This is a genomic window from Sphingomonas qomolangmaensis (assembly GCF_024496245.1).
Classification (GTDB): Bacteria; Pseudomonadota; Alphaproteobacteria; order Sphingomonadales; family Sphingomonadaceae; genus Sphingomonas; species Sphingomonas qomolangmaensis.
Map to the genome: position 1 here is coordinate 2,542,720 of NZ_CP101740.1, position 22,082 is coordinate 2,564,801.

The window sequence follows — 22,082 nt, forward strand, 5'->3', positions numbered from 1 at the left end:
GCCGACGATTAGAAGCACCGAGCGCGACCGTCAAAGCTGTTCCACGTGGAACATCACTTGCCGATGCAGAAACGCCCGAACAATGCGTCGAGCATCGCTTCGACATCGGCACGGCCGGTAATGCGATCGAAGGCGAGGCGTGCCCGGCGAAGGTGTTCGGCGACCAGCAAAAGATCGGTCTCGCGCGATGCGGCTTCCACGGCATCGCGCGAATGGCCCATCAGCGCGTGCTGGCGCTGGTTCATCGCTACGCTGTCGGCAGGGGGCGTCAGGTCGGCGATCGCGGCGATGACGCGTTGCCACAATTCGGGAAAGCCCTCGCCGGTGCGCGCGGAAATCGCCAGCCGGCCCTCTCGGGTGCCTCCCCTGCCCGCTTCGTCGGCGCGGGGATGCAGCGCGATGGCGCGATCGGCATGAGCCCGGGGCACGACATCGTCGCCCAGCCACAAAATAACATCGGCCTGCGCCATCGCGTCATGCGCGCGTGCGATGCCCATGCGTTCGATCGCGTCACTGCTGTCTTCGGCCAAGCCGGCGGTGTCGGTCAACATGATCGGGTAGCCTTCGACGACGACATGCGCTTCGATCCGGTCGCGGGTGGTGCCGGCGATGTCGGACACGATCGCGACCTCGCGGTCGACGAGCGCGTTGATGAGCGTCGACTTGCCGCTGTTGGGCGGACCGGCGAGGACGACGCGAAATCCGTCGCGCAGGCGATCGACGGTAGGGCGTACGAGCAGGTCGGTCAGTGTTGCGGCCAGCTTGGCGATGTCGGTCCGCAATAACGCTACCGCGGCATCGTCGTCGCCGACATCGGCTTCGTCGGAGAAGTCTAGCAACGCCTCGGCACGCGCCGACACCGCCAGGATATCGTCGAGCAGCGTGTCGATGGTGCGGCGCAACATGCCCCCGCTCGCCTGGACCGCGGCGCGGCGCTGCAATTCGGTTTCGGCGGTGAGCAGGTCGGCGAGCCCCTCGGCCTCGGTCAGGTCGATCCGGCCATTGAGCAAGGCGCGGCGGGTGAACTCGCCCGCTTCGGCGGCGCGGGTGCGCGGGTCGGCGGCGAGCGCCGCCTCGACCGCGCGCACCACCGCCCTGCCCCCGTGGAGATGGAGTTCGACCAGATCCTCGCCGGTGGCGGTCGCCGGAGCGGGAAAGGCGAGGATGATCGCCTGATCGAGCAACGCGCCGGTCGCCGGATCGCGCAGCGATCGCAGCCGCGCCGTCCGTGGCGGCGGCAAGCTGCCCGCCAGCGCGGTCACCACCGAAAACGCGTCGGTACCGCTGACGCGCAGCACCGCGATCGCGGCGGGCGGATGGCCGCTCGACACCGCATAGATCGTGGCCATGTTATTCGGGTCGCTTGCCCGACATGTCGAACATCTGGCGCCAGAAGTTCATCCCCGCCTCGCCCATCGGCGCCCAGCTGCGCATCATCGATTCGAGCACTTCGGGGCTGACGCCCTTGTCGACGGTATCGACCATCATCGCGACATAGCGTTCGTGCACCGGGGTGAAATCGGGCAGCCCCATCGCGCGACGCGCCTCTTCGGGGGTACAATCGACCTCGACATTGATCTTCATCGGCACAATCTCCAGCTTCCAAGCGACCGCGTCGCAAGGCCGTTCTAAGCGATCGTCGGGCATCCGCCTATCGCCGCTTCCACCCCATGATTTTCAGGAGTTCGCATGCGCGAGATTTCGATACCCGCCCTCGATAACAATGGCAGCTTCAACGCCCATGTCGCCACGCCCGAAGGTGCCGCGCGTGCGGCGATCGTCGTCATCCAGGAAATCTTCGGGGTGAACCGCGGGATCCGCCAGAAATGCGACAAGCTCGCCGCCGCAGGCTATCTGGCAATCGCACCCGACCTGTTCTGGCGGATCGAGCCCGGGATCGAACTCGACCCCGATGTCGATGCCGAGATGCAGCAGGCGCTGGGGTTGATGGGCAAGTTCGACCAAGACCAGGGCGTCGCCGATATCGAAGCAACGATCACCGCGGCGCGCAGCCATCTCGCCGAGGGCGGCAAGGTGGGGGTGGTCGGATATTGCCTGGGGGGCCGCCTGGCCTTCATGACCGCAGCGCGGACCGATGCCGATGCGAGCGTCGGCTATTATGCGGTGGGGATTGACGGGTTGCTGGGCGAGGCCGACGCGATCGCCAAGCCGGTGCTGCTGCATGTCCCCAAGGACGATCATTTCGTGGGGCCGGAAACGCAGGCGAAGATGCACGAGGGGTTGGATGATCACCCGATGGTGACGCTGCATGATTATGCCGGCGAGGATCACGGGTTCGCGACCGAGGTGGGGAATCGGCGGTCGCCCGAGGCGGCGGAGCTGGCCGATGCGCGGACGATGGCGTTTTTCGGGGAATATCTGGGGTGAATTGAGGGGGCGGGTTTCGGCCCTCCCCTTAGAAAGCCGGCGCGGGGCGGGCGCTTTGCTCCCCTCCCTGAAAGGGAGGGGTCGGGGGTGGGTCGAGTGTTCGCGATACGGTTATCGTCGCGAGCCTGGCTTGCGTAACCCCCGGCCTCGACCCACCCCAGCCCCTCCCTTTCAGGGAGGGGAGTTAAGTGCTGACGTCGGTCGGTTGCCTTCGGCACCGCCGGCCGAGCCGATGCGAGTCCTGCGCCAGCATGGCGCAGGCCGCATTCGGCTACTGATTCATGCTGTCGAAGAAGTCTTCGTTGGTCTTCGAATCCTTCATCTTGTCGAGCAGGAACTCCATCGAATCGATAGTGCCCATCTGCATGAGGATGCGGCGCAGCACCCACATTTTGCTGAGCTTGCCCTTGTCGACCAGCAGCTCTTCCTTGCGCGTGCCCGACTTGCCGACGTCGAGCGCGGGGAAGATGCGCTTGTCAGCGACCTTGCGGTCGAGGACGATCTCGGAGTTGCCGGTGCCCTTGAACTCTTCGAAGATCACTTCGTCCATGCGGCTGCCGGTGTCGATCAATGCGGTGGCGATGATCGAGAGCGAGCCGCCCTCCTCGATGTTGCGCGCGGCGCCGAAGAAGCGCTTGGGGCGCTGGAGCGCGTTGGCATCGACACCGCCGGTCAGCACCTTGCCCGACGACGGCACGACGGTGTTGTAGGCGCGGCCGAGGCGGGTGATCGAATCGAGCAGGATCACCACGTCCTTCTTGTGCTCGACCAGGCGCTTGGCCTTTTCGATCACCATTTCCGATACCTGGACGTGGCGCTGCGCGGGTTCGTCGAAGGTCGAGCTGATGACCTCGCCCTTCACGCTGCGCTGCATGTCGGTGACTTCCTCGGGCCGCTCGTCGATCAGCAGGACGATCAGGAACACCTCGGGGTGATTGTCGGTGATCGCACGCGCGATGTTCTGGAGCAGCACGGTCTTGCCGACGCGCGGCGGCGCGACGATCAGCGCGCGCTGGCCCTTGCCCTGGGGTGAGATGATGTCGATCACCCGCGCCGACTTGTCCTTGACCGTCGGGTCGGCGGGATCGAGCGTCAGCTTCTCGTCGGGATAGAGCGGCGTAAGATTGTCGAAATTGACGCGATGGCGGACGACGTCGGGGTCGTCGAAATTGACCGATACCAGCCGCGTCAGCGCGAAATAGCGTTCGCCGTCCTTGGGCCCACGGATCTCGCCTTCGACGGTGTCGCCGGTGCGCAGGCCCATCTTGCGGACCTGGTTGGGTGAGACATAGATGTCGTCGGGACCGGCGAGATAGCTCGCCTCGGGGCTGCGCAGGAAGCCGAAGCCGTCGGGCAGCACTTCGATCGTGCCAACGCCCATGATCATCTCGCCCTGCTCGGCCTGGACCTTGAGGATCGCGAACATCAGGTCCTGCTTGCGCATCGTCGACGCGCCTTCGATCCCGAGCCCTTCGGCCATTTCGACCAGTTCGGCGGGCGGTTTCTTCTTGAGGTCCTTGAGGTGCATGCGCTGAGGTGTCCGGTCTGGGCAGGAAGCAAGGATAGCGTCGGTCGGTGGAACGCGAAGGGTTCGGCACACGGGCGAGGCTGGAGGGAGACAGTAGCCGGCAGACGCGGATGCGCTGCCGACCACAGACCGCCGGATTAGGTAGGCGGCGAAATCAAGTCAAGCCGGATCGGCGCGCCCAACAGGCGCGGCGTCAGCGGCCCTTGGGCGCCGCGCCGCCGGTCTTGGCCCGCGCCTGGACCGCATTGCCCACCGATGCCAGCCGCTTGGCATTGTCCTGCAGCTGGCTGCCGCAGCGGGGGGTATGTTGCTTCACGAAGGCGTTCAGCCCGGCCTCGTCCGACGGGAGCGTCGCGAGGATCGCCTTTTGCAGGTCGAAGCCCGGCTCGCGCCCGTCGATCCGCCCGACGTAATACATCGTACCAGCGAGCACGCCGGGGCGCTGCGCCTCGGGCACGGTGTTGACGATCGCGCCGAGCACCGCGACGCAGGTGACGTCGGCGGCCTGGCTGTCCTGTGCGGCGGCGGCGGTTGCGGGAGCGGCGAGTGCGAGCGCAAGAAGGGGAAGCAGCATCGATATCGCCTTTTAGAAGGGTTTGACGATCGCCAGGATGACGATCAGCGTCACGGCGATCGCGGGGACTTCGTTGATCAACCGCAATTGCCGCGCCGCGAGCGTGGGGCGTCCCGCGGCGAGCTTGCGGCCATAGCCGACCGCCCAGCCGTGATAGCCCGACAGCAGCACTACCAGCAGCAATTTGGCGTGCAACCAGCCAAGCCCGGTTTCGCCCTCGAACAGCCCCAGATTGGCGGCGAGCAGAAGCCCGAGCACCCAGACGACGATCAGCGAGGGGGTGAGGATCATCTTGCGAAGCTTCGCCTCGCGCTCGATCCAGCGTTCGGGTTCGCCCGCGATCGACAAGCCTTCCTGGTGATGGACCAGATAGCGCGGCAGGATGAACAGCCCCGCCATCCAGAAAATCACGAAGATCAGATGCGCAGTCTTCATCCAGGGATAGGCCTGGCCGAGGAAGCCGGTCATCGCGGCGCGGCGCCGCGGACGCGCGCTAGCAGTTGCTCGACATGCGCGATCGGGGTGTCGGGCAGGATGCCGTGGCCCAGATTGAACACATGCGGGCGATCGGCGAAGGCGGCAAGGATATGGTCGATCGCGGCGTCGAGCGCGTCACCGCCGGCGATCAGCGCGAGCGGGTCGAGATTGCCCTGCACCGGCATGTCGGCGGGCAGTTCGCGGTTTGCCCAGACCGGGTCGACGGTCTCGTCGATCCCCATCGCATCGACCCCGGTTTCGCGCGCATAGGCGCCGAGCTTGCCCCCTGCCCCCTTGGGAAAGCCGATGATGATGAGTTCGGGGCAGCGCGACCGCAGCCCGGCAACGATCGCGGCGTTGGGGGCGATTACCCAGCGTTCGAACTGCGCCGGCGAGAGGCTACCTGCCCAGCTGTCGAACAGCTGGACCGCGGCGACCCCGGCTTCATGCTGCTTGGCGAGATACTCGATCGTCACCGCGATGATCCGGTCGACCAGCAGCTGCATTGCCGCAGGATCGCCGTACGCCAGCCTTCTGGCCTTGTGCTGGTCCTTCGAGCCTTGGCCTGCGATCATGTACGTCGCGACCGTCCACGGGCTTCCAGCGAACCCCAGGAAGGTAGTTTCGGGCGGGAGCATCGTGGCGACCTGGCGCACCGTCTCGTACACCGGCGCGAGCACGTCTTCGCTCGGCGGCACCAGCGCCTCGATCGCGTCGCGATCGTCGGCGGTGGGGGCGAGGCGTGGCCCTTCCCCCGTTTCGAACCACAGGTCCTGCCCGAGCGCCATCGGCACCGTCAGGATATCCGAGAAGAGGATCGCGCCGTCGAAGCCGAAGCGACGGATCGGCTGGATCGTGATCTCGGCGGCCGAGGGCGGGTCCATCGCCAACGCGAGAAAGCCCCCCTTTTCGGCCCGGAGCGCACGATATTCGGGAAGATAGCGCCCCGCCTGCCGCATCAGCCAGACGGGAGCGACGCGCTGCTTCTCGCCGAGCAAGGTCGCGAGCAGGGGTTTCTTGATCGAGCCGGGGGTCTGCACGGGGGTCAGTCTGCCTTCCTTCATAGTTAAGAAGAATCTTGAAAAAGGATGTTGATGGTAGATGGCGCGTGGATGTCGGGGCTTAAGGCGTCGTGCGGTTTTTGCCAACAGCTTGACCCCGAGGCGCGCGCCGAGCGCCGATGAGTCGGGACGCGCTTCCACGTTTTCCACAGGGTGGGGACAAGATCGGGCCTCTGCGCAGGGATTGTGGACGGCATGGGGATCGAACCCCCGGTTTTGCACGGCTTGGCCACGGGGCCGGGTTACGCTAGCCACTGTCACCATGTTGTCCACAGATCGGCCCCGTCGGTGATGAAGCTGCACCTCCACCTGCTGTCGGATTCGACCGGGGAGACGCTGGAGAATATCGCGAAGGCGGCGCTGGCGCAGTTCGACGACGTCGAGACGCTGCGCCATTTCTGGCCGATGGTGCGAAGCGAAGCGCATCTCGAGCGGATCCTGCAAGAGATCGCGCAGAATCCCGGGCTCGTCATCTTCACGCTGGTGAACAAGGAAGTGCGCCGGACGCTCGAGGCGCGCTGCCGGGCGATGGGGCTGCCCGCGATCGCGCCGCTCGACGGGGTGAGCCACGCGCTGTCGGGGTTGCTGGGGCAGGAGGCCAAGGCGCGGCCGGGGCGGCAGCATATCCTCGATGCAGCCTATTTCGCGCGCGTCGATGCAATCCAGTTCACGATCGCGCATGACGACGGGATCGCCGCCGAGGATTGGGAAGAGGCCGATATCCTGCTCGCCGGCGTTTCGCGATCATCGAAGACCCCGACCTCGATCTATCTTGCCAATCGCGGCTACAAGACCGCCAACATCCCGATCGTGATCGAAAGCCCGCCGCCGCGCGAGTTGTTCAGCCTGAAGAACCCGCTGATCGTCGGGCTGACCACCAGCGCCGACCGACTGATCCAGGTGCGGCGCAACCGCTTGCTGTCGCTCAACCAGGCGCCCGAGACCGCCTATGTCGACCAGGAGGCGGTGGTGCGCGAAGTCGCGTTCGCGCGCCGGATGTTCGCCGATAATGGCTGGCCGGTGATCGACGTCACGCGGCGCTCGATCGAGGAAACCGCCGCGGCGATCATCACCCTGTGCAACGAACGCGCCGCCGCGAAGCGCGACGCATGACGCTGATCCTGGCTTCGAAGAGCGCGAGTCGGCGCGCGATGCTGACTGCCGCGGCGGTGCCGCACGAGGCGGTTGCGGCGCAGGTCGACGAGGATGCCGCCAAGGCGAGCTTCGCCGCGCAAGGATTGTCGGCGCGCGATACCGCCGATGCGCTCGCCGAATTAAAGGCGAGCAAGGTGTCGCGGCTGGCGGGTGCGGGGCTGGTGCTCGGCTGCGACTCGGTGGTCGCGCTCGCCGATGGGAGCCTTATCGACAAGCCGGTCGACCGCGCCGATGCCGCGGCGCAATTGCGGCGGATGGCAGGCGCGACGCACGAGCTGTATTCGGCGGCGGTGATCGTCGAGAACGGCCATCCGGTGTGGCGGCACGTCGATCGCGCGCGGCTGACGGTACGGCCGCTGTCCGATGCGTTTATCGAGGCGTATCTCGATGCCGAATGGCCAGCGATCGCGGGCTGTGTCGGCTGTTATCGTATCGAGGGGCCGGGGGTGCAGCTGTTCTCGCGGATCGAGGGCAGCCATTTCACGATTTTGGGGCTGCCGATGCTGCCTCTGGTCGATTATCTGCGGGTTCGAGGGGTGTTGACGGCATGACGCGCTATGCAGAGGTGATCGGCGATCCGATCGACCATTCGAAGTCGCCGCTGATCCACGGTTTCTGGCTCGCGGAACTTGGGATCGATGCGCGCTACGAGCGGCATCGCGTCGAGGCCAGCGAGCTCGGCGGCTATTTCGCCGAGCGCGCGGGCGATCCCGAATGGCGCGGGTGCAACGTCACGCTGCCGCACAAGGAAGCCGCGCTCGACCATCTCCCCGATCCGGGCGGGCTGCGCCAGTCGATCGGCGCGGTGAACACGGTGTTTCGCGGCGACGATGACGGCTTGGTCGCGACCAATACCGACGCCGCGGGCTTTTATGCGCCGCTGGGGGCGACCGATCTGGTCGGCGCGCATGTCGCGCTGGTCGGATCGGGCGGTGCGGCGCGGGCGATTCTGTTCGCATTGTCGCGGATCGGTGCGGCGCATGTGACGCTGATGGCGCGCAACCCGCTGAAGGGCGCGGGACTGCTTGCGGCGTTCGGGTTGAAGGGCGACATCGTCCCGCTCGATTCGCCGCTGCCGCCGGTCGACCTGCTGGTCAATGCCAGCGTGCTGGGGATGGCGGGGCAGCCCGCGCTGGCGATCGACCTCGATCCACTGCCCGACCACGCGATCGTCTACGACATCGTTTATGCTCCGCTCGAAACGCCGCTGTTGGCGGCGGCGCGCGCGCGCGACCTGGCGACGATCGACGGGCTCGAGATGCTGATCGGGCAGGCGGCGCTGGCGTTCGAATTATTCTTCGGGGTCGAGGCGCCGCGGGGGAAGGATGCCGAGCTGCGGACGCTGCTGACGGCGTGAGAGTGAGATGCCCCAGACTCCGTTCGTGCTGAGCTTGTCGAAGCACGGCCCGCATCTTCGGTTGGACCGTTCGCGGATGGTGCGGGGCGCGCTTCGACAAGCTCAGGGCGAACGGTGGTCGGAATGGTAGGTCCAGTAATTCTCGGGCTAACCGGCTCGATCGGGATGGGCAAGTCGACCGTCGCGGCGATGTTCGCCGATGCCGGGGTGCCGGTGTTCGATGCCGATGCCGAGGTGCATCGCTTGCAGGGGCCGGGCGGCGCGGCCCTTTCCGAAATCGAGGCGGCGTTTCCCGGCACTACCGGGCCCGCGGGGGTTGATCGCGCCGCGCTGGGGGCGACGGTGTTCGGTGACGATGCAGCGCTCGCGCGGCTCGAGGCGATCGTGCATCCGATGGTCGCGCAGGCGCGTGCCGCATTCATGGCGTCACATGTCGACAAGCCGCTGGTGCTGCTCGATATTCCCTTGTTGTTCGAGAAGCAGGGCTGGTCGCAGGTCGACAGGATCGTGGTGGTGTCGGCGCCCGCCGAGGTCCAGCGCGCGCGAGTGCTCGCGCGGCCGGGGATGACGCCCGAGCGCTTCGAGGCGATCCTGGCGCGGCAATTGCCCGATGCGCAGAAGCGCGCGCGCGCCGACTACGTGATCTCCACCGCCGGCCCGCTCGACGAGACCCGCGCGGCAGTCGCGCGGGTGATCGCTTGCGTTGGCGCGCTGCCGGGAGAATAAGGTCCGATGCGCGAAATCGTCTTCGATACCGAAACCACCGGCCTCAGCTTCGCCGCGGGCGACCGGGTGGTCGAGATCGGCTGTGTCGAGCTGGTGAACCAGTGCGAGACCGGCGAGGTTTTCCACGTCTATTTCAACCCGCAACGGCCGATGCCGCCCGAAGCGCAGGCGGTGCACGGCTTGTCCGACGCCTTCCTGCGCGACAAGCCGCTGTTCCACGAGCAGGTCGAAGCGCTGCTCGACTTCATCGGCGAGTCGCCGATGGTGGCGCACAATGCCGGGTTCGATTTCGCCTTCCTCAACGGCGAATTGCAGCGCTGCGGACGACCGAGCGTGGCGATGTCACGGATGGTCGATACGCTGCAGATCGCGCGGCAGAAGCTGCCCGGCGCCAAGCACACCCTCGACGCCTTGTGCAGCCGCTTCGGGGTCGATCGCAGCCGCCGCGTGCTCCACGGCGCGTTGCTCGACGCGCAGTTGCTCGCGCAGGTCTATGTCGAATTGTCGGGCGGGCGGCAGATCGGGCTCGGGCTGCTCGAAGAAACCGTGGTCGAGACGATCGATTTCGCCGAGCCGATCGTCGTCGCGATCCGTCCGCCGCGGGTGTTCGCCGCGTCGGCGGAGGAGCTCGCGCGGCATGCTGCGTTCGTTGCCGGGCTGAAGGAACCGCTCTGGGCGTCCGGTTGACGCCGGTATCGCGCAACCCTAGGTCCGACCTCTTGTAATTAGGAGATTGTCATGGAAGTTCGCGTCTCGGGCCATCAGGTCGAAACGGGCGGTGCACTCCAGCAGCAGGTCACCGACCGGCTCCAGGCGATTGCCGACAAATATTTCTCGCGCGCGATCTCGGCACAGGTGGTGTTCGGCAAGGGCCCGCACGACCATGGCTTCACCTGCGACATCGTCGCGCATGTGATGCAGGGGCTGGTGCTCAAGAGCGCCAACAACGGCAATGATGCGCATGGCGCGTTCGACGGCGCCGCCGACAAGGTGGAAAAGCAGCTGCGCCGCTACATGCGCCGGCTCAAGGATCGCAACGCCGGCCAGGCGAACGCGGTCGCCGAGAGCATGGGCTATGACAACAGCCACGACAATGCCGGCTACACCGTGTTCGGCGGTACTCCCGACGAGGTTGAAGAGGTCGTGGCCGATGCACCGCTGATCATCGCCGAAACGCGGGTCGATATTCCCGACGCGACGGTTTCGGATGCGGTGATGATGCTCGATTTGCGGCACACCAATGCGATGCTGTTCAAGAACAGCGGCACCGGTGCGTTCAACATGGTGTATCGCCGCAACGACGGCACGATCGGCTGGGTCGAGCCCAACCGCGCTTCGTGAATGATCGCGCCGGCAGCCCGGGCGCGTCCGATCTGGGCGAATTGCTGACGCATGATTGCGTGGTGTCGGGCGTATCGGTCGGCGCGAAGAAGGCCTTGTTCCAGCAGCTCGCGGCGCTTGCCGCCGAGCGGCTGGGGCTGGCCGCCAAACTGGTCGGCCAGCGGCTGGCGGCGCGCGAGAAACTGGGATCGACGGGGTTTGGCGGCGGGATCGCGATCCCGCACGCGCGGATCGAATCGCTCGACCGGGTGCGCGGCATGTTCGTGCGGTTGAGCCAGCCGGTCGATTTCGATGCGGTCGATGCGCTGCCGGTCGATCTGGTGTTTCTGCTGCTGTCGCCGGTCGATGCCGGCGCCGATCATCTCAAGGCGTTGGCGCGGGTGTCGCGGTTGCTGCGCGATCGCACGCTCGCCGACAAATTGCGCGGGGCGGGATCGAACGATGCGTTGTTCGCGCTCCTGACCGGGGTCGAAAACCGCGATGCCGCCTGAACCCTCGGGCGCCGAGGCGCATTATCGCGCGCTCGAGGCGCTCTATGCCGCCGCGCCGATCAACCAGTTGTTCGATTCGCGGCTCGAGATCAGTGGGCCCGGCATGGCGCGGATCCATTTCACGATCGACGAGCGTTATTTCCACGCCGCGGGCGCGGCGCACGGGACGAGCTATTTCAAGATGCTCGACGATGCCGCCTTCTACGCGGCCAACAGCCTGGTCACCGATCGCTTCCTGCTGACGACGCAGTTCAACCTGTTGTTCACCGCGCCGCTGCGCGAGGGGCCGGTAATCGCCGAGGGGCGCTGGATCAGCGGCCAGCGGCGCGTGTTCGTCGCCGATGCGCGGCTGATCGCGGGCGATGGCGAGGAGGCGGCGCGCGGCACCGGCACCTTCATGCGGTCGCGCATCGCGCTCGCTGGGTTGCCGGGGTACCGCGCGGGGTGAACCGGCTCGCGGCGCATGTACGGGTAAGCGCCTTGCTGCGGCGGACGCACGATGCCGGCGGCAGCGCGATGGTGCTGGCCAAGGGCGAGGCGATGGGCGGCGCGATCCTGGTGCAAACGCTCGATCGCGGGCGACATGTGGGCTTTTGCGAGCGTGGATATGGCCCCGATGGCCTGCCAGCGTTGATCGTCGCGGGGCCGGTCGATGCCGATTCGCAAACCGCGACTCAATATTGGCAGCGTCGGCGCCGTAACGACCCCGATCTATGGGTGGTAGAGCTCGACGTCGCAGCCGCGCAACGCCTGGTCGCTGAAATAATCGTTAACGATTGACAATATTGCGCTGCACAACGATAGGCGCCGCTTGGTTTGGACGCGTTGTGTCGAACGGGGTGCGATCCCGATCGGTTACGCAGTCGGGGGACCCGCCCGATCGGCGCTGAAGTACAGCAGTCGGTCGCGCATCCACCGCATTTATTAGTTCCGAAATGAAGTTCTTTGCACGTGCCGCCGGATCGGTGGCGGTGACTCTCTGCGCGGCCGCCATGGTGTGCGCCACGACCCCGGGTCTCGCGGTCGAACTCGCCAATACCGAGTTCCTTGCCGTCGATCGACCCGACATCCAGACCAAGAACGTCGCATACCCCGCACAGGTTCCCATCCCGCCGGCACCGATCGTGCCCGCCGAATGGACCAGCGAAGGCGACCAGGGCCCGCAGACGCTGGCCGACAGCACCAAATCAGACGCCCGCCCCGACGCCGACTATGCCTCGCTTTCCGACGCGGTTGCAGCGCAGGGCATCCCCGATTCGCCCGACGACGAGCTTCGCTGCCTGGCGATCGGCGTCTATTATGAATCGAAGGGCGAACCGCTCGCAGGCCAGCTCGCGGTCGCCGAAGTCATCCTCAACCGCGCCGATTCGGGGCGTTTCCCGCCGTCGGCCTGCTCGGTGCTGAAGCAGCGCGGGCAATTCTCGTTCGTGCGCGGCGGGCGTCTGCCCAATGTCTCGACCGGATCGACCGCGTGGAAGACCGCGGTCGCGATCGCCAAGGTCGCGCGCGAGGAATTGTGGGAGAGCAAGGCGTCGAACGCGATGTTCTTTCACGCGCGCCATGTGTCGCCGCGCTGGAAGCTGGCGAAGGTCGCGTCGGTGGGCAACCACATCTTCTATCGCTGAGTGATTTACGAAGCCGGTCCTCGGCGGGCCGGCTTTTCATCGTTCGCGAAATGTTCTAAAGCGCGGGGATGATGCTCGCCCCCGCCGTGCCGCTGTCGCCCTGCGCCGCCGATGTCGTGCGCGGGGTGTCGCGCATGCTGCTGCGCCACGATTGCGTCGCGATCGCCGAGGTGCCGCTGGCAGGGGGCCGCCGCGCCGACCTCATGGCGATCGACGCCAATGGCGGGATCGTGATCGTCGAGATCAAGGTGTCGCGCGCCGATTTGCTGGGCGACGGCAAATGGACCGACTATCTGGGGCATTGTGACCGCTTCTTCTGGGCGGTGCCCGAGGGGTTCGACACCGCGCCGCTCGAGCGCGAGGCGTTCCTGCCCGAGCGCGCGGGGGTGATCGTCGCCGATCGCTACGACGCGGCGATCCTGCGCGAGGCGCGGACGCATCCGCTGGCGGCGGCTACCCGGCGCAAATGTACGCTGGCTTTTGCCCGGCGCGCGGCGCGGCGGGTGATGGGGTTGGTCGATCCCGATACGGTGGGGCTTGCGGCTGGGTTGTGAGGCGTGCCCTCACGTGGTTCCTTTCCGGCGCACCTACCATCCCCCCGTTCGTTTCGAGCGTGGTCGAGAAACGGTGATGATGCGCTACGTGGCGGTTGCTCGACTTCGCTCGAAACGAACGGTTGGGGTGATGCCTGAACCGAACGATCGCGCTATTTAAAGCCGCGGCCCCGCCGCAGCCGCCGGCGCCCGCGCGCGCTTGGGGGCGTCGGCGAGCAATTTTGTGATCGCGGGCGAGCGCGCGTCACGGGTGGCGTATTGGCGCGCCGAGAGCCCGGCGATCACGTCGGTCTGGTCGGGATCGGCACCTGCGGCGAGCAGGTCGCGCACCAGTTCGAAGCGGCGCATCTGCACCGCGCGGATCAGCGGGGTTTCGCCGCTGCTGTTCGCCAGATTGGGATCGGCCTTGTAGGTCTTGAGCGCCTCGATCCCCTCGCTGAAGCCGTTTTCTACCGCGAGCATCATCGGCGTGTTGCCGCGCGCGTCGGCCAGATTGGGATTGGCGCCCTTTTGCAGCAGGAAGCGCAGATAGGTGGCGTCGCCGCGCTTGGTGACGATGTGGACCGCGCCCTCGCCGGTCGAGCGATCCTTGGTGTTGATGATCGACTGGCCGGGTTCGCCCAGGATCTTGTTCACCTCGTTGCCGTCGGCATCGCGGACCGCCTTCAGGAACTTGTAGCTGGCCGAGAATTGCTGCGCGGCGACCGGGCTGGCGAAGGTCGCGGGCAGCGCCATGAGCGAGAAGACGAGCGCGATCCGAGCGCGGGCGGTAATGGTCACGGGCAGATATCCCCAATCAGTAACGGGCGTCGCAAGGTCTGCGGCTTGCAACGCTTCGCCTATCAGATCATGGCTGGCGGTGCCATGAACGAGTTCAAAACCAGCGTCGCCGCCCTGTTGTTCCTGCTGCTTGCCGCGTGCGGCCAGCCGGCGTCCGAGCCTGCGGGCGAACCCCCGCTTGCCGGCGCGCGGATCGGCGGGCCGTTCGCGCTGACTGACCCGCAAGGCAAGACGGTGCGCGACACCGATTTCGCGGGCAAATATCGGATCGTCTATTTCGGCTACACCTTCTGCCCCGATGTCTGCCCGGTCGACATGCAGAATATCGGCGCCGGGCTGAAGCAGTTCGAGGCGAGCGATCCTGCGCTTGCCGCCAAGGTGGTGCCGATCTTCATCACCGTCGATCCGGCGCGCGATACCCCCGCAATAGTCGGCGAATTCGTCGCCAATTTCCATCCGCGTACGGTGGGGCTGACGGGATCGCAGGAAGCGATCACCGCGGCGCTCAAGGGCTATGCCGGCATGGCGACCAAGCGCGATTCGCCCAATCCCGACGCGTATCTGGTCGATCACACGCGGATCACCTATCTGATGGGGCCTGAAGGACAGCCGATCGCGCTGATCCCCGCCGATGAAAGCCCCGAAGCGGTGACCGAGATGCTCAAGCGCTGGGTCCGTTGAACGCGCCCGCGACCGGGCGCTTCTGGGAAGGCGATATCCCGCTCGAAAAGCTCGACCGCGGCCAGTGGGAAGCGCTGTGCGACGGCTGCGGCAAATGCTGCCTCCACAAGTTCGAGGACGAGGACACCGGCGAACTGGCGGCGACCAATGTCGCGTGCAAGCTGCTCGACAACGCCACCGCGCAGTGCAGCGATTATCGCAACCGCCGCGCCTATGTGCCCGATTGCGTGCGGCTGACGCCCAAGGCGGTGTACCGGATCCACTGGCTGCCATCGACCTGCGCGTACCGGCTACGCGCCGATTTCCTGCCGCTGCCCGAATGGCATCATCTGGTGTGCGGCGACCGCGACGCGGTGCATCGCGCCGGCGTGTCGGTGCGCGGCTGGACGATTTCGGAGAATGACGCGGGCGACCTCGAACATCATCTGATCGACCGCGAATTGTGAGCAGCGCGGGCGACATCGATGTCGTCCGCCACCCCCGCGCCCGGGGCATGCGGCTGTCGGTCGACCCAGCGAGCGGGCGGGTGCGGCTGACGATCCCCAAGCGCGGATCGGCACGCGCGGCGCTCGCCTGGGCCGAGGAGAAGCGCGGCTGGATCGACGCGCAGCGCGCGCGGCTGCCTGCAGCGATCCCCTTCGTCGATGGCGCCGAGCTCCCCTTCGGTGACGAGCGGCTGACGATCGTCTGGCGCGAGGCGGCGCGGCGGATCCCGGTGCTTGAGGATCGGGCGCTGGTGGTGGGTGGCCCCGCCGATCGGCTCGGCGCGCGGGTGGAAAGCTGGCTCAAGCGCGAGGCGTTGCGCTTGCTCGATGCCGATACCCACGCGATCGCGGCGGCGGCGGGGATCGCGATCAGCGGCGTGGCGATCGGCGATCCGCGGTCGCGCTGGGGCAGCTGCACTGCGACGGGGGCGATCCGCTATAGCTGGCGGCTGGTGCTGGCGCCTGGGTTCGTCCGGCGAGGAGTGGTGGCGCACGAGGTCGCGCACCGGCTCCACATGGACCACAGCCCGGCCTTCCATGCGGCGGTGGCGCGGTTGCTCGGCGAAGACCCCGCGCCGTCGATGGCGTGGCTACGCCGCCATGGCGCTGGGCTTCACTGGTATGGGCGTTCGTCTTCGTAATAGCGCTCGCGCGGTGGGGCTTCGCGATAGCGTTGTTCCCTGGGCGGCGCGTCGCGATAGCGTTGGTCGCGCGGCATCTCGCGGATTGGCGGCGGCGGCGCGCGCTCTTCGCGCTCGCGGCGCGGCGGCGGGTTGCGCCCCAGCGCGCGGTTGATCCAGTCGGCGTCGAGCGCTTCGTCCTCGGGGGGCGGCGCGGCTTCTTCCTCGCCGGGGGTCACATACACCCCCTCGCCATCGGGGGTGGCTTGGCGATCGGGGGTGATCGGCAGGCCATATTCGTCGACGAACACGCCATTGTCGGGTTCGCCGAAATAGGATTCGTCGTCGGGCTCGAGCTGCCATTCGGGTAGCGTGATCTTGGTGTCGAATTCCTCGACCGGTCGCTTGGCGACCGCGGTGCGCATGAAGCTGGCGAAGGCCTTGGCGGGTGCGGTGCCGCCCTGCAGTCCGCCGACCGCGCGCGCATCGTCGCGGCCCATCCACACCCCGGTGGTGAGGCCGCTCGAAAAGCCCATGAACCAGCCATCCTTGTTCGAGGTGGTGGTGCCGGTCTTGCCCGCGACCGGGCGACCGATCGACGCCGCGCGCCCGGTACCGGTGGCGACCGCGGTCTGGAGCAGGTCGGTCATCTGCGCCGCGACATAGGGCGCGACCAGCACGCGCGAGCTATCGACCTCGTGCGCATAGATCACCGATCCGTTGGCGGTGACGCGGGTGATGCCATAGGGCGCGACCGCGACGCCCTTTTGCGCGACGCTGGCATAGGCGCGCGTCATGTCGATCAGCCGCACGTCGCTGGTGCCGAGCACCATGGCGGGGCGGGTGTCGATCGGGGTGGTGATGCCGAAGCGCCGCGCCATGTCGGCGACGGTCGCGAAGCCTACTTCCTGGCCGAGCCGCGCGGCGACGGTGTTGACCGAATAGGCAAAGGCGGTGCGGATATCCATCGCGCCCGCGAACCGGCCCGAGCTGTTGCGCGGGCTCCAGCCGTTGATCGTGATTGGCGCGTCGACGACCGCGTCGTCGGCCTTGATCCCGGCTTCGAGCGCGGCGAGGTAGACGAACAGCTTGAACGCCGATCCCGGCTGGCGCGTCGCCTGCGTCGCGCGGTTATAGTTCGACGAGACATAATCCTTGCCGCCGATCATCGCGCGCACCGCGCCGTCGCGGTCAAGCGATACCAAGGCGCCCTGGACCCCGGCGGGAGTGTTGGTGCGGATCGCGCGCTCGGCGGCGGCCTGCATCGGCAGGTCGAGCGTGGTCCACACGTCGAGCGGCGCCTGCGTTTCGTCGATCAGCATTTCGAGCTGGGGCAGCGCCCAATCGGTGAAGTAGCGCACGCTGTTGCGCTTGGGCTCGGGCGCGAGCTCCACGTCGGAGGGTTCGGCCATATCGGCTTCGGTGCGGCTGATCGCGCCGGTTTCGACCATGATGTCGAGCACGACGCCGGCGCGGCCGCGCGCCGCCTCGGCATCGGCGGTGGGCGAATAGCGCGAGGGCGCCTTGACCAAGCCCGCGATCACCGCCGCCTCGGACAGCGACAAATTGGTCGCAGGGTGCGCGAAGAAGCGGCGCGAGGCGGCGTCGATGCCATAGGCGCCACCGCCGAAATACACCTTGTTCAGATAGAGTTCGAGGATCTGGTCCTTGCTGAACTTCTGCTCGATCGCGAGCGCCAGGATCGCCTCGCGGACCTTGCGGCCGAAATCATATTTGTTCGACAGGAAGACGGTGCGCGCGACCTGCTGGGTGATCGTCGATGCACCCTGCAGCCGGCGATCGGTGCCGCGCCGCTGATAGGCGAGCTTGACCGAACGCGCGATGCCGATCGGGTCGATCCCCCAATGCGAGCGGAAGCGGCGATCCTCGACCGCGACCATCGCCTGGCGCATCACCGTGGGGATATCGCCATATTCGATCCACTCGCCATAGCTCGGCCCCAGCGACACGATCACCGTGCCGTCGGCGGCATGGACGCGGATCATCTGGCCGTTGGGCGAGGATTTCAGCGTGTCGTACGACGGCAGCGAGGTGCGCGCGGTGTAGACCGCGATGACCAGCGCCACGAGCGCGACGAGCGCCAGCGCGACGCCGGTGCCGAGGGTCCAAACCGCGATGCGGCGCCAGCGCGGCGCGCGGGTCTTTTTCTTCGCGGTTGCCATGAGTGGGTGCTGGATACGCGCTCGCCCGACCTCTCACAAGGCCCGGCGAGCAGGCGCGGTCAGTCGGTCGCTGCGTCGCGCGGGCGGAAGTCGAGCGATACCGAATTCATGCAGTAACGCTGGCCGGTGGGCGGCGGGCCATCGGGGAAGACATGGCCGAGATGGCTTTCGCAGCGGCCGCACAGGCTTTCGATGCGCACCATGCCGTGGCTGGTGTCGCGGCGATCCTCGACGGCGTCGGCGCTCAATGGCCGGGTGAAGCTGGGCCAGCCCGATCCCGAATCATATTTGTCGTCGCTGTCGAACAACGGCAGCTCGCAGGCGGCGCAATGATAGATGCCGTCGGCCTTGTTGGCGTTTAATTCGCCCGAAAAGGCGCGTTCGGTGCCGGCTTCGCGCAGCACATGATATTGGGTGGGGGTCAGGCGATCGCGCCATTCGGCTTCGGACAGGTTGAGCTTTTCCATAGGCTCAAATGTGTTGTGCCGGGGGGCGAGCGTCAATGGGCAGGTGGGTGATGCGGGTCAGCCGCGCGGCGAGCGCGGCGCCGCCGGGGATGGCGGCGGCGGCGGCGAGCAGCAGCCGGGCGCCGGCGGGGCGTTCGGCGAGGTCGCGCAGCAGGCGGGCGCGAGCAACAGGCGCGCGGGAGCGCTGCGCGAAGGCGCGTTGGTAGGTGTCGGCGGTGGCGCCTGCGGCCCAAGCGTGTGCGGCGGCGACGCCGCTGGCGATCGCGATCCCCATGCCTTCACCCGCCAGGCTGGGGATCACCGCCGCCTGGTCGCCGAGCCGCCACGCCGCGAAGGGGGCTGCGAGCGCGCGCCAGCCATAGGGGACGTTGGCGATCGCATCGATCGCGCCGCTGCCATAGGCGAGCCGGTCACCGAGCGCGGGAACTTCGCGGCCGATCGCAGCGAGCAGGGCTTCGGGATCGCCCTCGGCGCGCATCCGCGAGCGGCGGACCGCGAGGCACAGATTGGCGCTGCCGTCTTCCTGGAGCATCAGCCCGACATAGCCGCGATCGAACAGATGGAGTTCGATCGCACCGCGCACCAGCCGGGTCAGGCCGGGGGCAGGGGGGATCCGCGTGCGCAGGCCGATCGTCGGGTCGGCGAGCGTCGGCGTGTCGCGGGGCAGGCCGCGCAGGTCGTGCTTGCCGGTGGCGAGGAACAGCGTGGGCGGCGCGAGTTCGCCGCCATCGGCGAGGCGGAGCGTGCCGTCATCGAACCCGCGCACCGCGACACCGCGGTCGATCGTCGCTCCTGACGTCATCGCATGGGCTTGCATCAGCGTGTCGAGGTGGCGGCGCGAGACGCCCTTGGCGGCGTGGGGAAGCGCGGCTTCGGTGCGGTGACTTCCCGCGAACAGCCGGACGCGCGTGACGTCGGCAGCGCCGAGCGTATCACGCGCGATGCCGAGCCGTTCGAGCGCGTCGAGCGTGCACCAGCTCAGGAATCCGCCGCAGATCGCGTCGCCGGTCTCGGCGTTGCGCTCGATCACCAGCGGCGGAGCGCCCGCGCGCGCCAGCGTGATCGCCGCGGCGCAGCCGGCGGGCCCGGCGCCGACGATCAGCGGCGCTTGCATACGCACAGCCTGAAGGGGAAGGCGCGGGCGATCCGCGCCTCGGCGATGCCGGCCTCGGCGAGGATCGGGGGCCATTCGCCGGGGCGATAGGACCGCGCGATCGACAGCCGGCCGTCGTGGCGGACGATCGGATGCCAGCGCATCACCCGCGCGAGCAACGGATAGCCGGCATACGCGAACCCGTGGCGGTGGAGGTCGTTGACCAGCCAGCCCTGCCGCGCCTGCGCATCCATGAAGCGCAGGAAGGCAACGAGCTGGTCGTGCGTCATGTGGTGCGCGACCAGGCTGCTGAGGATCACGTCCCAGCCCTCGCCCGCCAGATCGGCATAGTCGCCGGTGCGATAGGTGATCGGCAGGTCGGGCGGCGTATCTGCGCGCGCGACCTGCTCGCTGCGCGGGTTGAGATCGATCCCGACCAGGTCGATCGCGACACCGCGGCGCTTCGCCCAGCCGGCGATCCGCCGCAGCATGTCGCCATCGCCATAGCCCACATCGAGGATGCGAAGGTCGCGCGATTGCCGTGCGATGCGATCGAGGAACGCCAGCGTCGGTCGCGCCGCAAGCGTGATCGCGTTCACCTGCGCCAGGTCGCGCAGCACCGCGGCATAGGTTTCGGGCGCCAGATCGGCGGCGTCCATCAGCTCCTCGGCGATGGCGCGCCGCGCGAGCGTCATCCGACGCTCCGGAACGCGAACCCCTCGGCGGCGAGGCCGGGGCCGAAAGCTAGCGCGACGCCATGCTCGACGCGGCGCTGAAGCGTGCGTTCGAGCACGAACATCAAGGTCGCCGACGACATGTTGCCGAAGGATTCGAGCACGTCGCGCGAATCGGCCAGCGCGCCCCGTGGCAACGACAGCGAGCGCTCGACCGAATCGAGGATCGATCGTCCCCCGGCATGGACCGCCCAGGCATCGATCGCCTGCGGGTCGTGCCCGCCGGTGAGCGTCGCGACGAAATCGGGATCGGCGAGTCCCGCCGCGATCCGGCCCGGGACCTCGCCCGACAAATGCATCACGAAGCCCTGATCGGTGATGTTCCAGCGGATCAGCTGGTCGCTGTCGGGCAAGGTGGTGGCGAAGGGCGAATCGATCGCAAGCCCCTGCGGGTCCGCGCTGACCAAAGCCGCTGCGGCACCGTCGCCGAATTGGAGCATCGCGAGCAGGGGTTCGAGCTCGACGGTGTCCGACAGGTGCAGCGTCGAGAGTTCGACGCACAGCACGAGCACGCGAGCCTCGGGCTGCGAACGGACGATATGCCGCGCGCTGCGCAGCGCGGCGACCGCGGCATAGCAACCCATGAATCCGACCAGCAGTCGTTCGGTGCTGGGCGGCAGGCCGATCGCACGCGCGATGATCTGGTCGATCCCCGGCGCGACGAAGCCGGTGCAGCTGGCGACGACGAAATGGGTGATCCCCGACAGGTCGGCGCGCTCGCGCAGCGCCTCGATCGCCGCGATGCCGAGGATCGGTGCGGTCTCGGCGTAGGATTCCATCCGCTCGGCGGTGCCGGGCAGGCGGCTGCCGCCATAGAAGCCGTCCGAGGCGACGGGCGACCCGCCCGCGGCGGTGGGGGGCAGCACCGACCAGCGATGGCGGATCCCTGCGCGGTCGGCCATCCGGCGGAACAGGATCGCGTCGCGCCGCTCGGGCATCCGTCGCTGCGCCCAATCGATGAAGGCCGCATGGATATCGTGGGTCGGCACCGCAGTAGCGACGGCATTCAAACAGGCGTCGACTCGCTGCACTTGCCCTCGCTGACGGGCGTACTCACGCCGTGGCTTCGCTACCCGGTGAGGCGGCTTTGGTTACCGGGCGGCGGCTACGCGGCGAGTTCGACCTCGCACGGCGCATCGTCGGCCCATGCCCAATACAATTGGGCTGGCGGTACGTTCCACCATTCCATCTCGTGGTCGATACGGCCGAAATGCGCATCGAAGAAATCGCGGCACTTGGTGGAGAATTGATAGACCAGGAAAGCGCCGCCGGGCCGCACCACGTCGCGCGTCGCCAGACCGATCGCGTCGCCGACGCCCGGCGGCAGCGTCGAGAAGGGCAGCCCCGAGAGCACGTAATCGGCGTGCGCATGGCCGTGATCGGCGATGATCTGGCGCACATCGGCGGCCGAGCCGTGGACGACGATGAAGCGCGGGTCGCGGATCGTCTGGCGCAGATAGCGGACGAAATCGATATTGGTGTCGATCGCCAGCAAGGTCGCGTCGGGGGCAAGCCGATCGAGCACCGCCTGGCAGAAATTGCCGGTGCCGGGGCCATATTCGACGAACAACTTGGTCGCCGACCAGTCGACGCGGTCGAGCATGCGATCCATCAGCTTCTTCGACGACGGCATAATCGAACCGACCATCACCGGATGTTTGATGAAACCGCGCAGGAACATGCCCCAGGGCGAGGGGGTCGCATCCGAACGTCGGGCGGCGCGACTGGAAGGCGTCGTCGTTACAGGGGTCATCGCGAACTC

General features: G+C 67.4%; 28 protein-coding genes. 15 read left to right on the forward strand and 13 right to left on the reverse strand.

Features of this window, described 5'->3' with window-relative positions; all coding sequences use genetic code 11:
- Nucleotides 1-53 precede the first annotated feature (53 nt).
- A complete protein-coding gene (gene mnmE / locus NMP03_RS12105) occupies nucleotides 54-1,349 on the reverse strand; it encodes a tRNA uridine-5-carboxymethylaminomethyl(34) synthesis GTPase MnmE (protein ID WP_256505678.1) in 1,296 nt (431 codons plus the stop codon).
- Nucleotide 1,350: 1 nt separating this feature from the next.
- Entirely contained in the window at nucleotides 1,351-1,584 is a 234-nt protein-coding gene (locus tag NMP03_RS12110; RefSeq protein ID WP_256505679.1) for a DUF6489 family protein, read from the reverse strand.
- A 105-nt stretch (nucleotides 1,585-1,689) separates the two neighbouring features.
- Here NMP03_RS12110 and NMP03_RS12115 point away from each other — a divergent pair, with 105 nt between their 5' ends.
- Entirely contained in the window at nucleotides 1,690-2,388 is a 699-nt protein-coding gene (locus tag NMP03_RS12115) for a dienelactone hydrolase family protein (protein WP_256505680.1), read from the forward strand.
- Nucleotides 2,389-2,659: 271 nt separating this feature from the next.
- Here the strand turns inward: NMP03_RS12115 and rho are convergent, their stop codons facing one another.
- The 4 genes from rho to hemE all read right to left on the reverse strand — a co-directional run bounded on the left by rho (nucleotide 2,660) and on the right by hemE (nucleotide 6,031).
- Nucleotides 2,660-3,916, reverse strand: a complete 1,257-nt coding sequence (gene rho / locus NMP03_RS12120) for a transcription termination factor Rho (protein WP_256505681.1) — start codon at nucleotides 3,914-3,916, stop codon at nucleotides 2,660-2,662.
- 193 nt (nucleotides 3,917-4,109) lie between these two features.
- The gene (locus tag NMP03_RS12125) at nucleotides 4,110-4,490 is read right to left on the reverse strand and encodes a hypothetical protein (protein ID WP_256505682.1); all 381 of its coding nucleotides are present in this window, start codon (nucleotides 4,488-4,490) and stop codon (nucleotides 4,110-4,112) included.
- Nucleotides 4,491-4,502: 12 nt separating this feature from the next.
- Nucleotides 4,503-4,958: a CopD family protein gene (locus NMP03_RS12130; protein ID WP_256505683.1), complete on the reverse strand. Its 456-nt coding sequence runs from the start codon at nucleotides 4,956-4,958 to the stop codon at nucleotides 4,503-4,505.
- Entirely contained in the window at nucleotides 4,955-6,031 is a 1,077-nt protein-coding gene (gene hemE, locus NMP03_RS12135) for a uroporphyrinogen decarboxylase (RefSeq protein ID WP_406697725.1), read from the reverse strand. The genes NMP03_RS12130 and hemE overlap by 4 nt, the downstream gene beginning before the upstream one ends.
- 288 nt (nucleotides 6,032-6,319) lie before the next feature.
- Between hemE and NMP03_RS12140 the strand changes: the two genes are divergently transcribed.
- The 11 genes from NMP03_RS12140 (at nucleotide 6,320) to NMP03_RS12190 (ending at nucleotide 13,277) form a co-directional block, all read left to right on the forward strand.
- Complete coding sequence (locus tag NMP03_RS12140) at nucleotides 6,320-7,141, forward strand: pyruvate, water dikinase regulatory protein (protein WP_406698459.1); 822 nt, start codon at nucleotides 6,320-6,322, stop codon at nucleotides 7,139-7,141.
- On the forward strand, nucleotides 7,138-7,734 hold the full coding sequence (locus NMP03_RS12145; protein WP_256505686.1) for a Maf family protein: 597 nt from the start codon (nucleotides 7,138-7,140) through the stop codon (nucleotides 7,732-7,734). The genes NMP03_RS12140 and NMP03_RS12145 overlap by 4 nt, the downstream gene beginning before the upstream one ends.
- Nucleotides 7,731-8,540 carry a shikimate dehydrogenase family protein gene (locus tag NMP03_RS12150; RefSeq protein WP_256505687.1) on the forward strand — a complete coding sequence of 270 codons (810 nt, stop codon included), beginning with the start codon at nucleotides 7,731-7,733 and terminating at the stop codon, nucleotides 8,538-8,540. The genes NMP03_RS12145 and NMP03_RS12150 overlap by 4 nt, the downstream gene beginning before the upstream one ends.
- 123 nt (nucleotides 8,541-8,663) lie before the next feature.
- A complete protein-coding gene (coaE, locus tag NMP03_RS12155) occupies nucleotides 8,664-9,266 on the forward strand; it encodes a dephospho-CoA kinase (RefSeq protein ID WP_256505688.1) in 603 nt (200 codons plus the stop codon).
- Nucleotides 9,267-9,272: 6 nt separating this feature from the next.
- Complete coding sequence (gene dnaQ / locus NMP03_RS12160) at nucleotides 9,273-9,953, forward strand: DNA polymerase III subunit epsilon (RefSeq protein WP_256505689.1); 681 nt, start codon at nucleotides 9,273-9,275, stop codon at nucleotides 9,951-9,953.
- 51 nt (nucleotides 9,954-10,004) lie between these two features.
- Nucleotides 10,005-10,607, forward strand: coding sequence for a ribosome hibernation-promoting factor, HPF/YfiA family (hpf, locus tag NMP03_RS12165; RefSeq protein WP_256505690.1), 603 nt, complete (start codon nucleotides 10,005-10,007; stop codon nucleotides 10,605-10,607).
- Nucleotides 10,604-11,098: a PTS sugar transporter subunit IIA gene (locus tag NMP03_RS12170; RefSeq protein WP_256505691.1), complete on the forward strand. Its 495-nt coding sequence runs from the start codon at nucleotides 10,604-10,606 to the stop codon at nucleotides 11,096-11,098. The genes hpf and NMP03_RS12170 overlap by 4 nt, the downstream gene beginning before the upstream one ends.
- Nucleotides 11,088-11,546: a PaaI family thioesterase gene (locus NMP03_RS12175; protein ID WP_256505693.1), complete on the forward strand. Its 459-nt coding sequence runs from the start codon at nucleotides 11,088-11,090 to the stop codon at nucleotides 11,544-11,546. Before NMP03_RS12170 ends, NMP03_RS12175 begins: the two co-directional genes overlap by 11 nt.
- On the forward strand, nucleotides 11,543-11,878 hold the full coding sequence (locus tag NMP03_RS12180; protein ID WP_256505694.1) for a DUF1491 family protein: 336 nt from the start codon (nucleotides 11,543-11,545) through the stop codon (nucleotides 11,876-11,878). Before NMP03_RS12175 ends, NMP03_RS12180 begins: the two co-directional genes overlap by 4 nt.
- A gap of 155 nt (nucleotides 11,879-12,033) precedes the next feature.
- A complete protein-coding gene (locus NMP03_RS12185) occupies nucleotides 12,034-12,723 on the forward strand; it encodes a cell wall hydrolase (protein ID WP_256505696.1) in 690 nt (229 codons plus the stop codon).
- A gap of 68 nt (nucleotides 12,724-12,791) precedes the next feature.
- The gene (locus NMP03_RS12190; protein WP_256505697.1) at nucleotides 12,792-13,277 is read left to right on the forward strand and encodes an MmcB family DNA repair protein; all 486 of its coding nucleotides are present in this window, start codon (nucleotides 12,792-12,794) and stop codon (nucleotides 13,275-13,277) included.
- A 156-nt stretch (nucleotides 13,278-13,433) separates the two neighbouring features.
- Here NMP03_RS12190 and NMP03_RS12195 read toward each other — a convergent pair whose 3' ends face one another.
- Nucleotides 13,434-14,057 (reverse strand): ankyrin repeat domain-containing protein, encoded by a 624-nt coding sequence (locus NMP03_RS12195; protein ID WP_319937593.1) that lies wholly within the window; start codon nucleotides 14,055-14,057, stop codon nucleotides 13,434-13,436.
- A gap of 84 nt (nucleotides 14,058-14,141) precedes the next feature.
- On the opposite strand from NMP03_RS12195, the gene NMP03_RS12200 reads away from it, so the two are divergent.
- From NMP03_RS12200 to NMP03_RS12210, 3 genes are read left to right on the forward strand one after another with little or no spacing between them, the layout of a single operon-like run.
- Nucleotides 14,142-14,738, forward strand: coding sequence for an SCO family protein (locus NMP03_RS12200; RefSeq protein ID WP_256505699.1), 597 nt, complete (start codon nucleotides 14,142-14,144; stop codon nucleotides 14,736-14,738).
- The gene (locus NMP03_RS12205; RefSeq protein ID WP_406697730.1) at nucleotides 14,735-15,184 is read left to right on the forward strand and encodes a YcgN family cysteine cluster protein; all 450 of its coding nucleotides are present in this window, start codon (nucleotides 14,735-14,737) and stop codon (nucleotides 15,182-15,184) included. The genes NMP03_RS12200 and NMP03_RS12205 overlap by 4 nt, the downstream gene beginning before the upstream one ends.
- A 47-nt stretch (nucleotides 15,185-15,231) precedes the next feature.
- A complete protein-coding gene (locus NMP03_RS12210) occupies nucleotides 15,232-15,864 on the forward strand; it encodes a M48 family metallopeptidase (RefSeq protein WP_256508117.1) in 633 nt (210 codons plus the stop codon).
- On the opposite strand, the gene NMP03_RS12215 is transcribed toward NMP03_RS12210, so the two are convergent.
- From NMP03_RS12215 to NMP03_RS12240, 6 genes are all read right to left on the reverse strand, one after another.
- A complete protein-coding gene (locus tag NMP03_RS12215; RefSeq protein ID WP_256505700.1) occupies nucleotides 15,837-18,026 on the reverse strand; it encodes a transglycosylase domain-containing protein in 2,190 nt (729 codons plus the stop codon). The genes NMP03_RS12210 and NMP03_RS12215 overlap by 28 nt on opposite strands.
- Before the next feature lie 59 nt (nucleotides 18,027-18,085).
- The gene (gene msrB, locus NMP03_RS12220) at nucleotides 18,086-18,493 is read right to left on the reverse strand and encodes a peptide-methionine (R)-S-oxide reductase MsrB (RefSeq protein WP_256505701.1); all 408 of its coding nucleotides are present in this window, start codon (nucleotides 18,491-18,493) and stop codon (nucleotides 18,086-18,088) included.
- A 4-nt stretch (nucleotides 18,494-18,497) separates the two neighbouring features.
- Nucleotides 18,498-19,607, reverse strand: coding sequence for an NAD(P)/FAD-dependent oxidoreductase (locus NMP03_RS12225; RefSeq protein ID WP_256505702.1), 1,110 nt, complete (start codon nucleotides 19,605-19,607; stop codon nucleotides 18,498-18,500).
- Nucleotides 19,592-20,281 carry a methyltransferase domain-containing protein gene (locus NMP03_RS12230; protein WP_256505703.1) on the reverse strand — a complete coding sequence of 230 codons (690 nt, stop codon included), beginning with the start codon at nucleotides 20,279-20,281 and terminating at the stop codon, nucleotides 19,592-19,594. The genes NMP03_RS12225 and NMP03_RS12230 overlap by 16 nt, the downstream gene beginning before the upstream one ends.
- The gene (locus NMP03_RS12235; protein WP_256505704.1) at nucleotides 20,278-21,351 is read right to left on the reverse strand and encodes a type III polyketide synthase; all 1,074 of its coding nucleotides are present in this window, start codon (nucleotides 21,349-21,351) and stop codon (nucleotides 20,278-20,280) included. Before NMP03_RS12235 ends, NMP03_RS12230 begins: the two co-directional genes overlap by 4 nt.
- A gap of 74 nt (nucleotides 21,352-21,425) precedes the next feature.
- A complete protein-coding gene (locus NMP03_RS12240) occupies nucleotides 21,426-22,073 on the reverse strand; it encodes a class I SAM-dependent methyltransferase (RefSeq protein WP_256505705.1) in 648 nt (215 codons plus the stop codon).
- Nucleotides 22,074-22,082 lie beyond the last annotated feature (9 nt).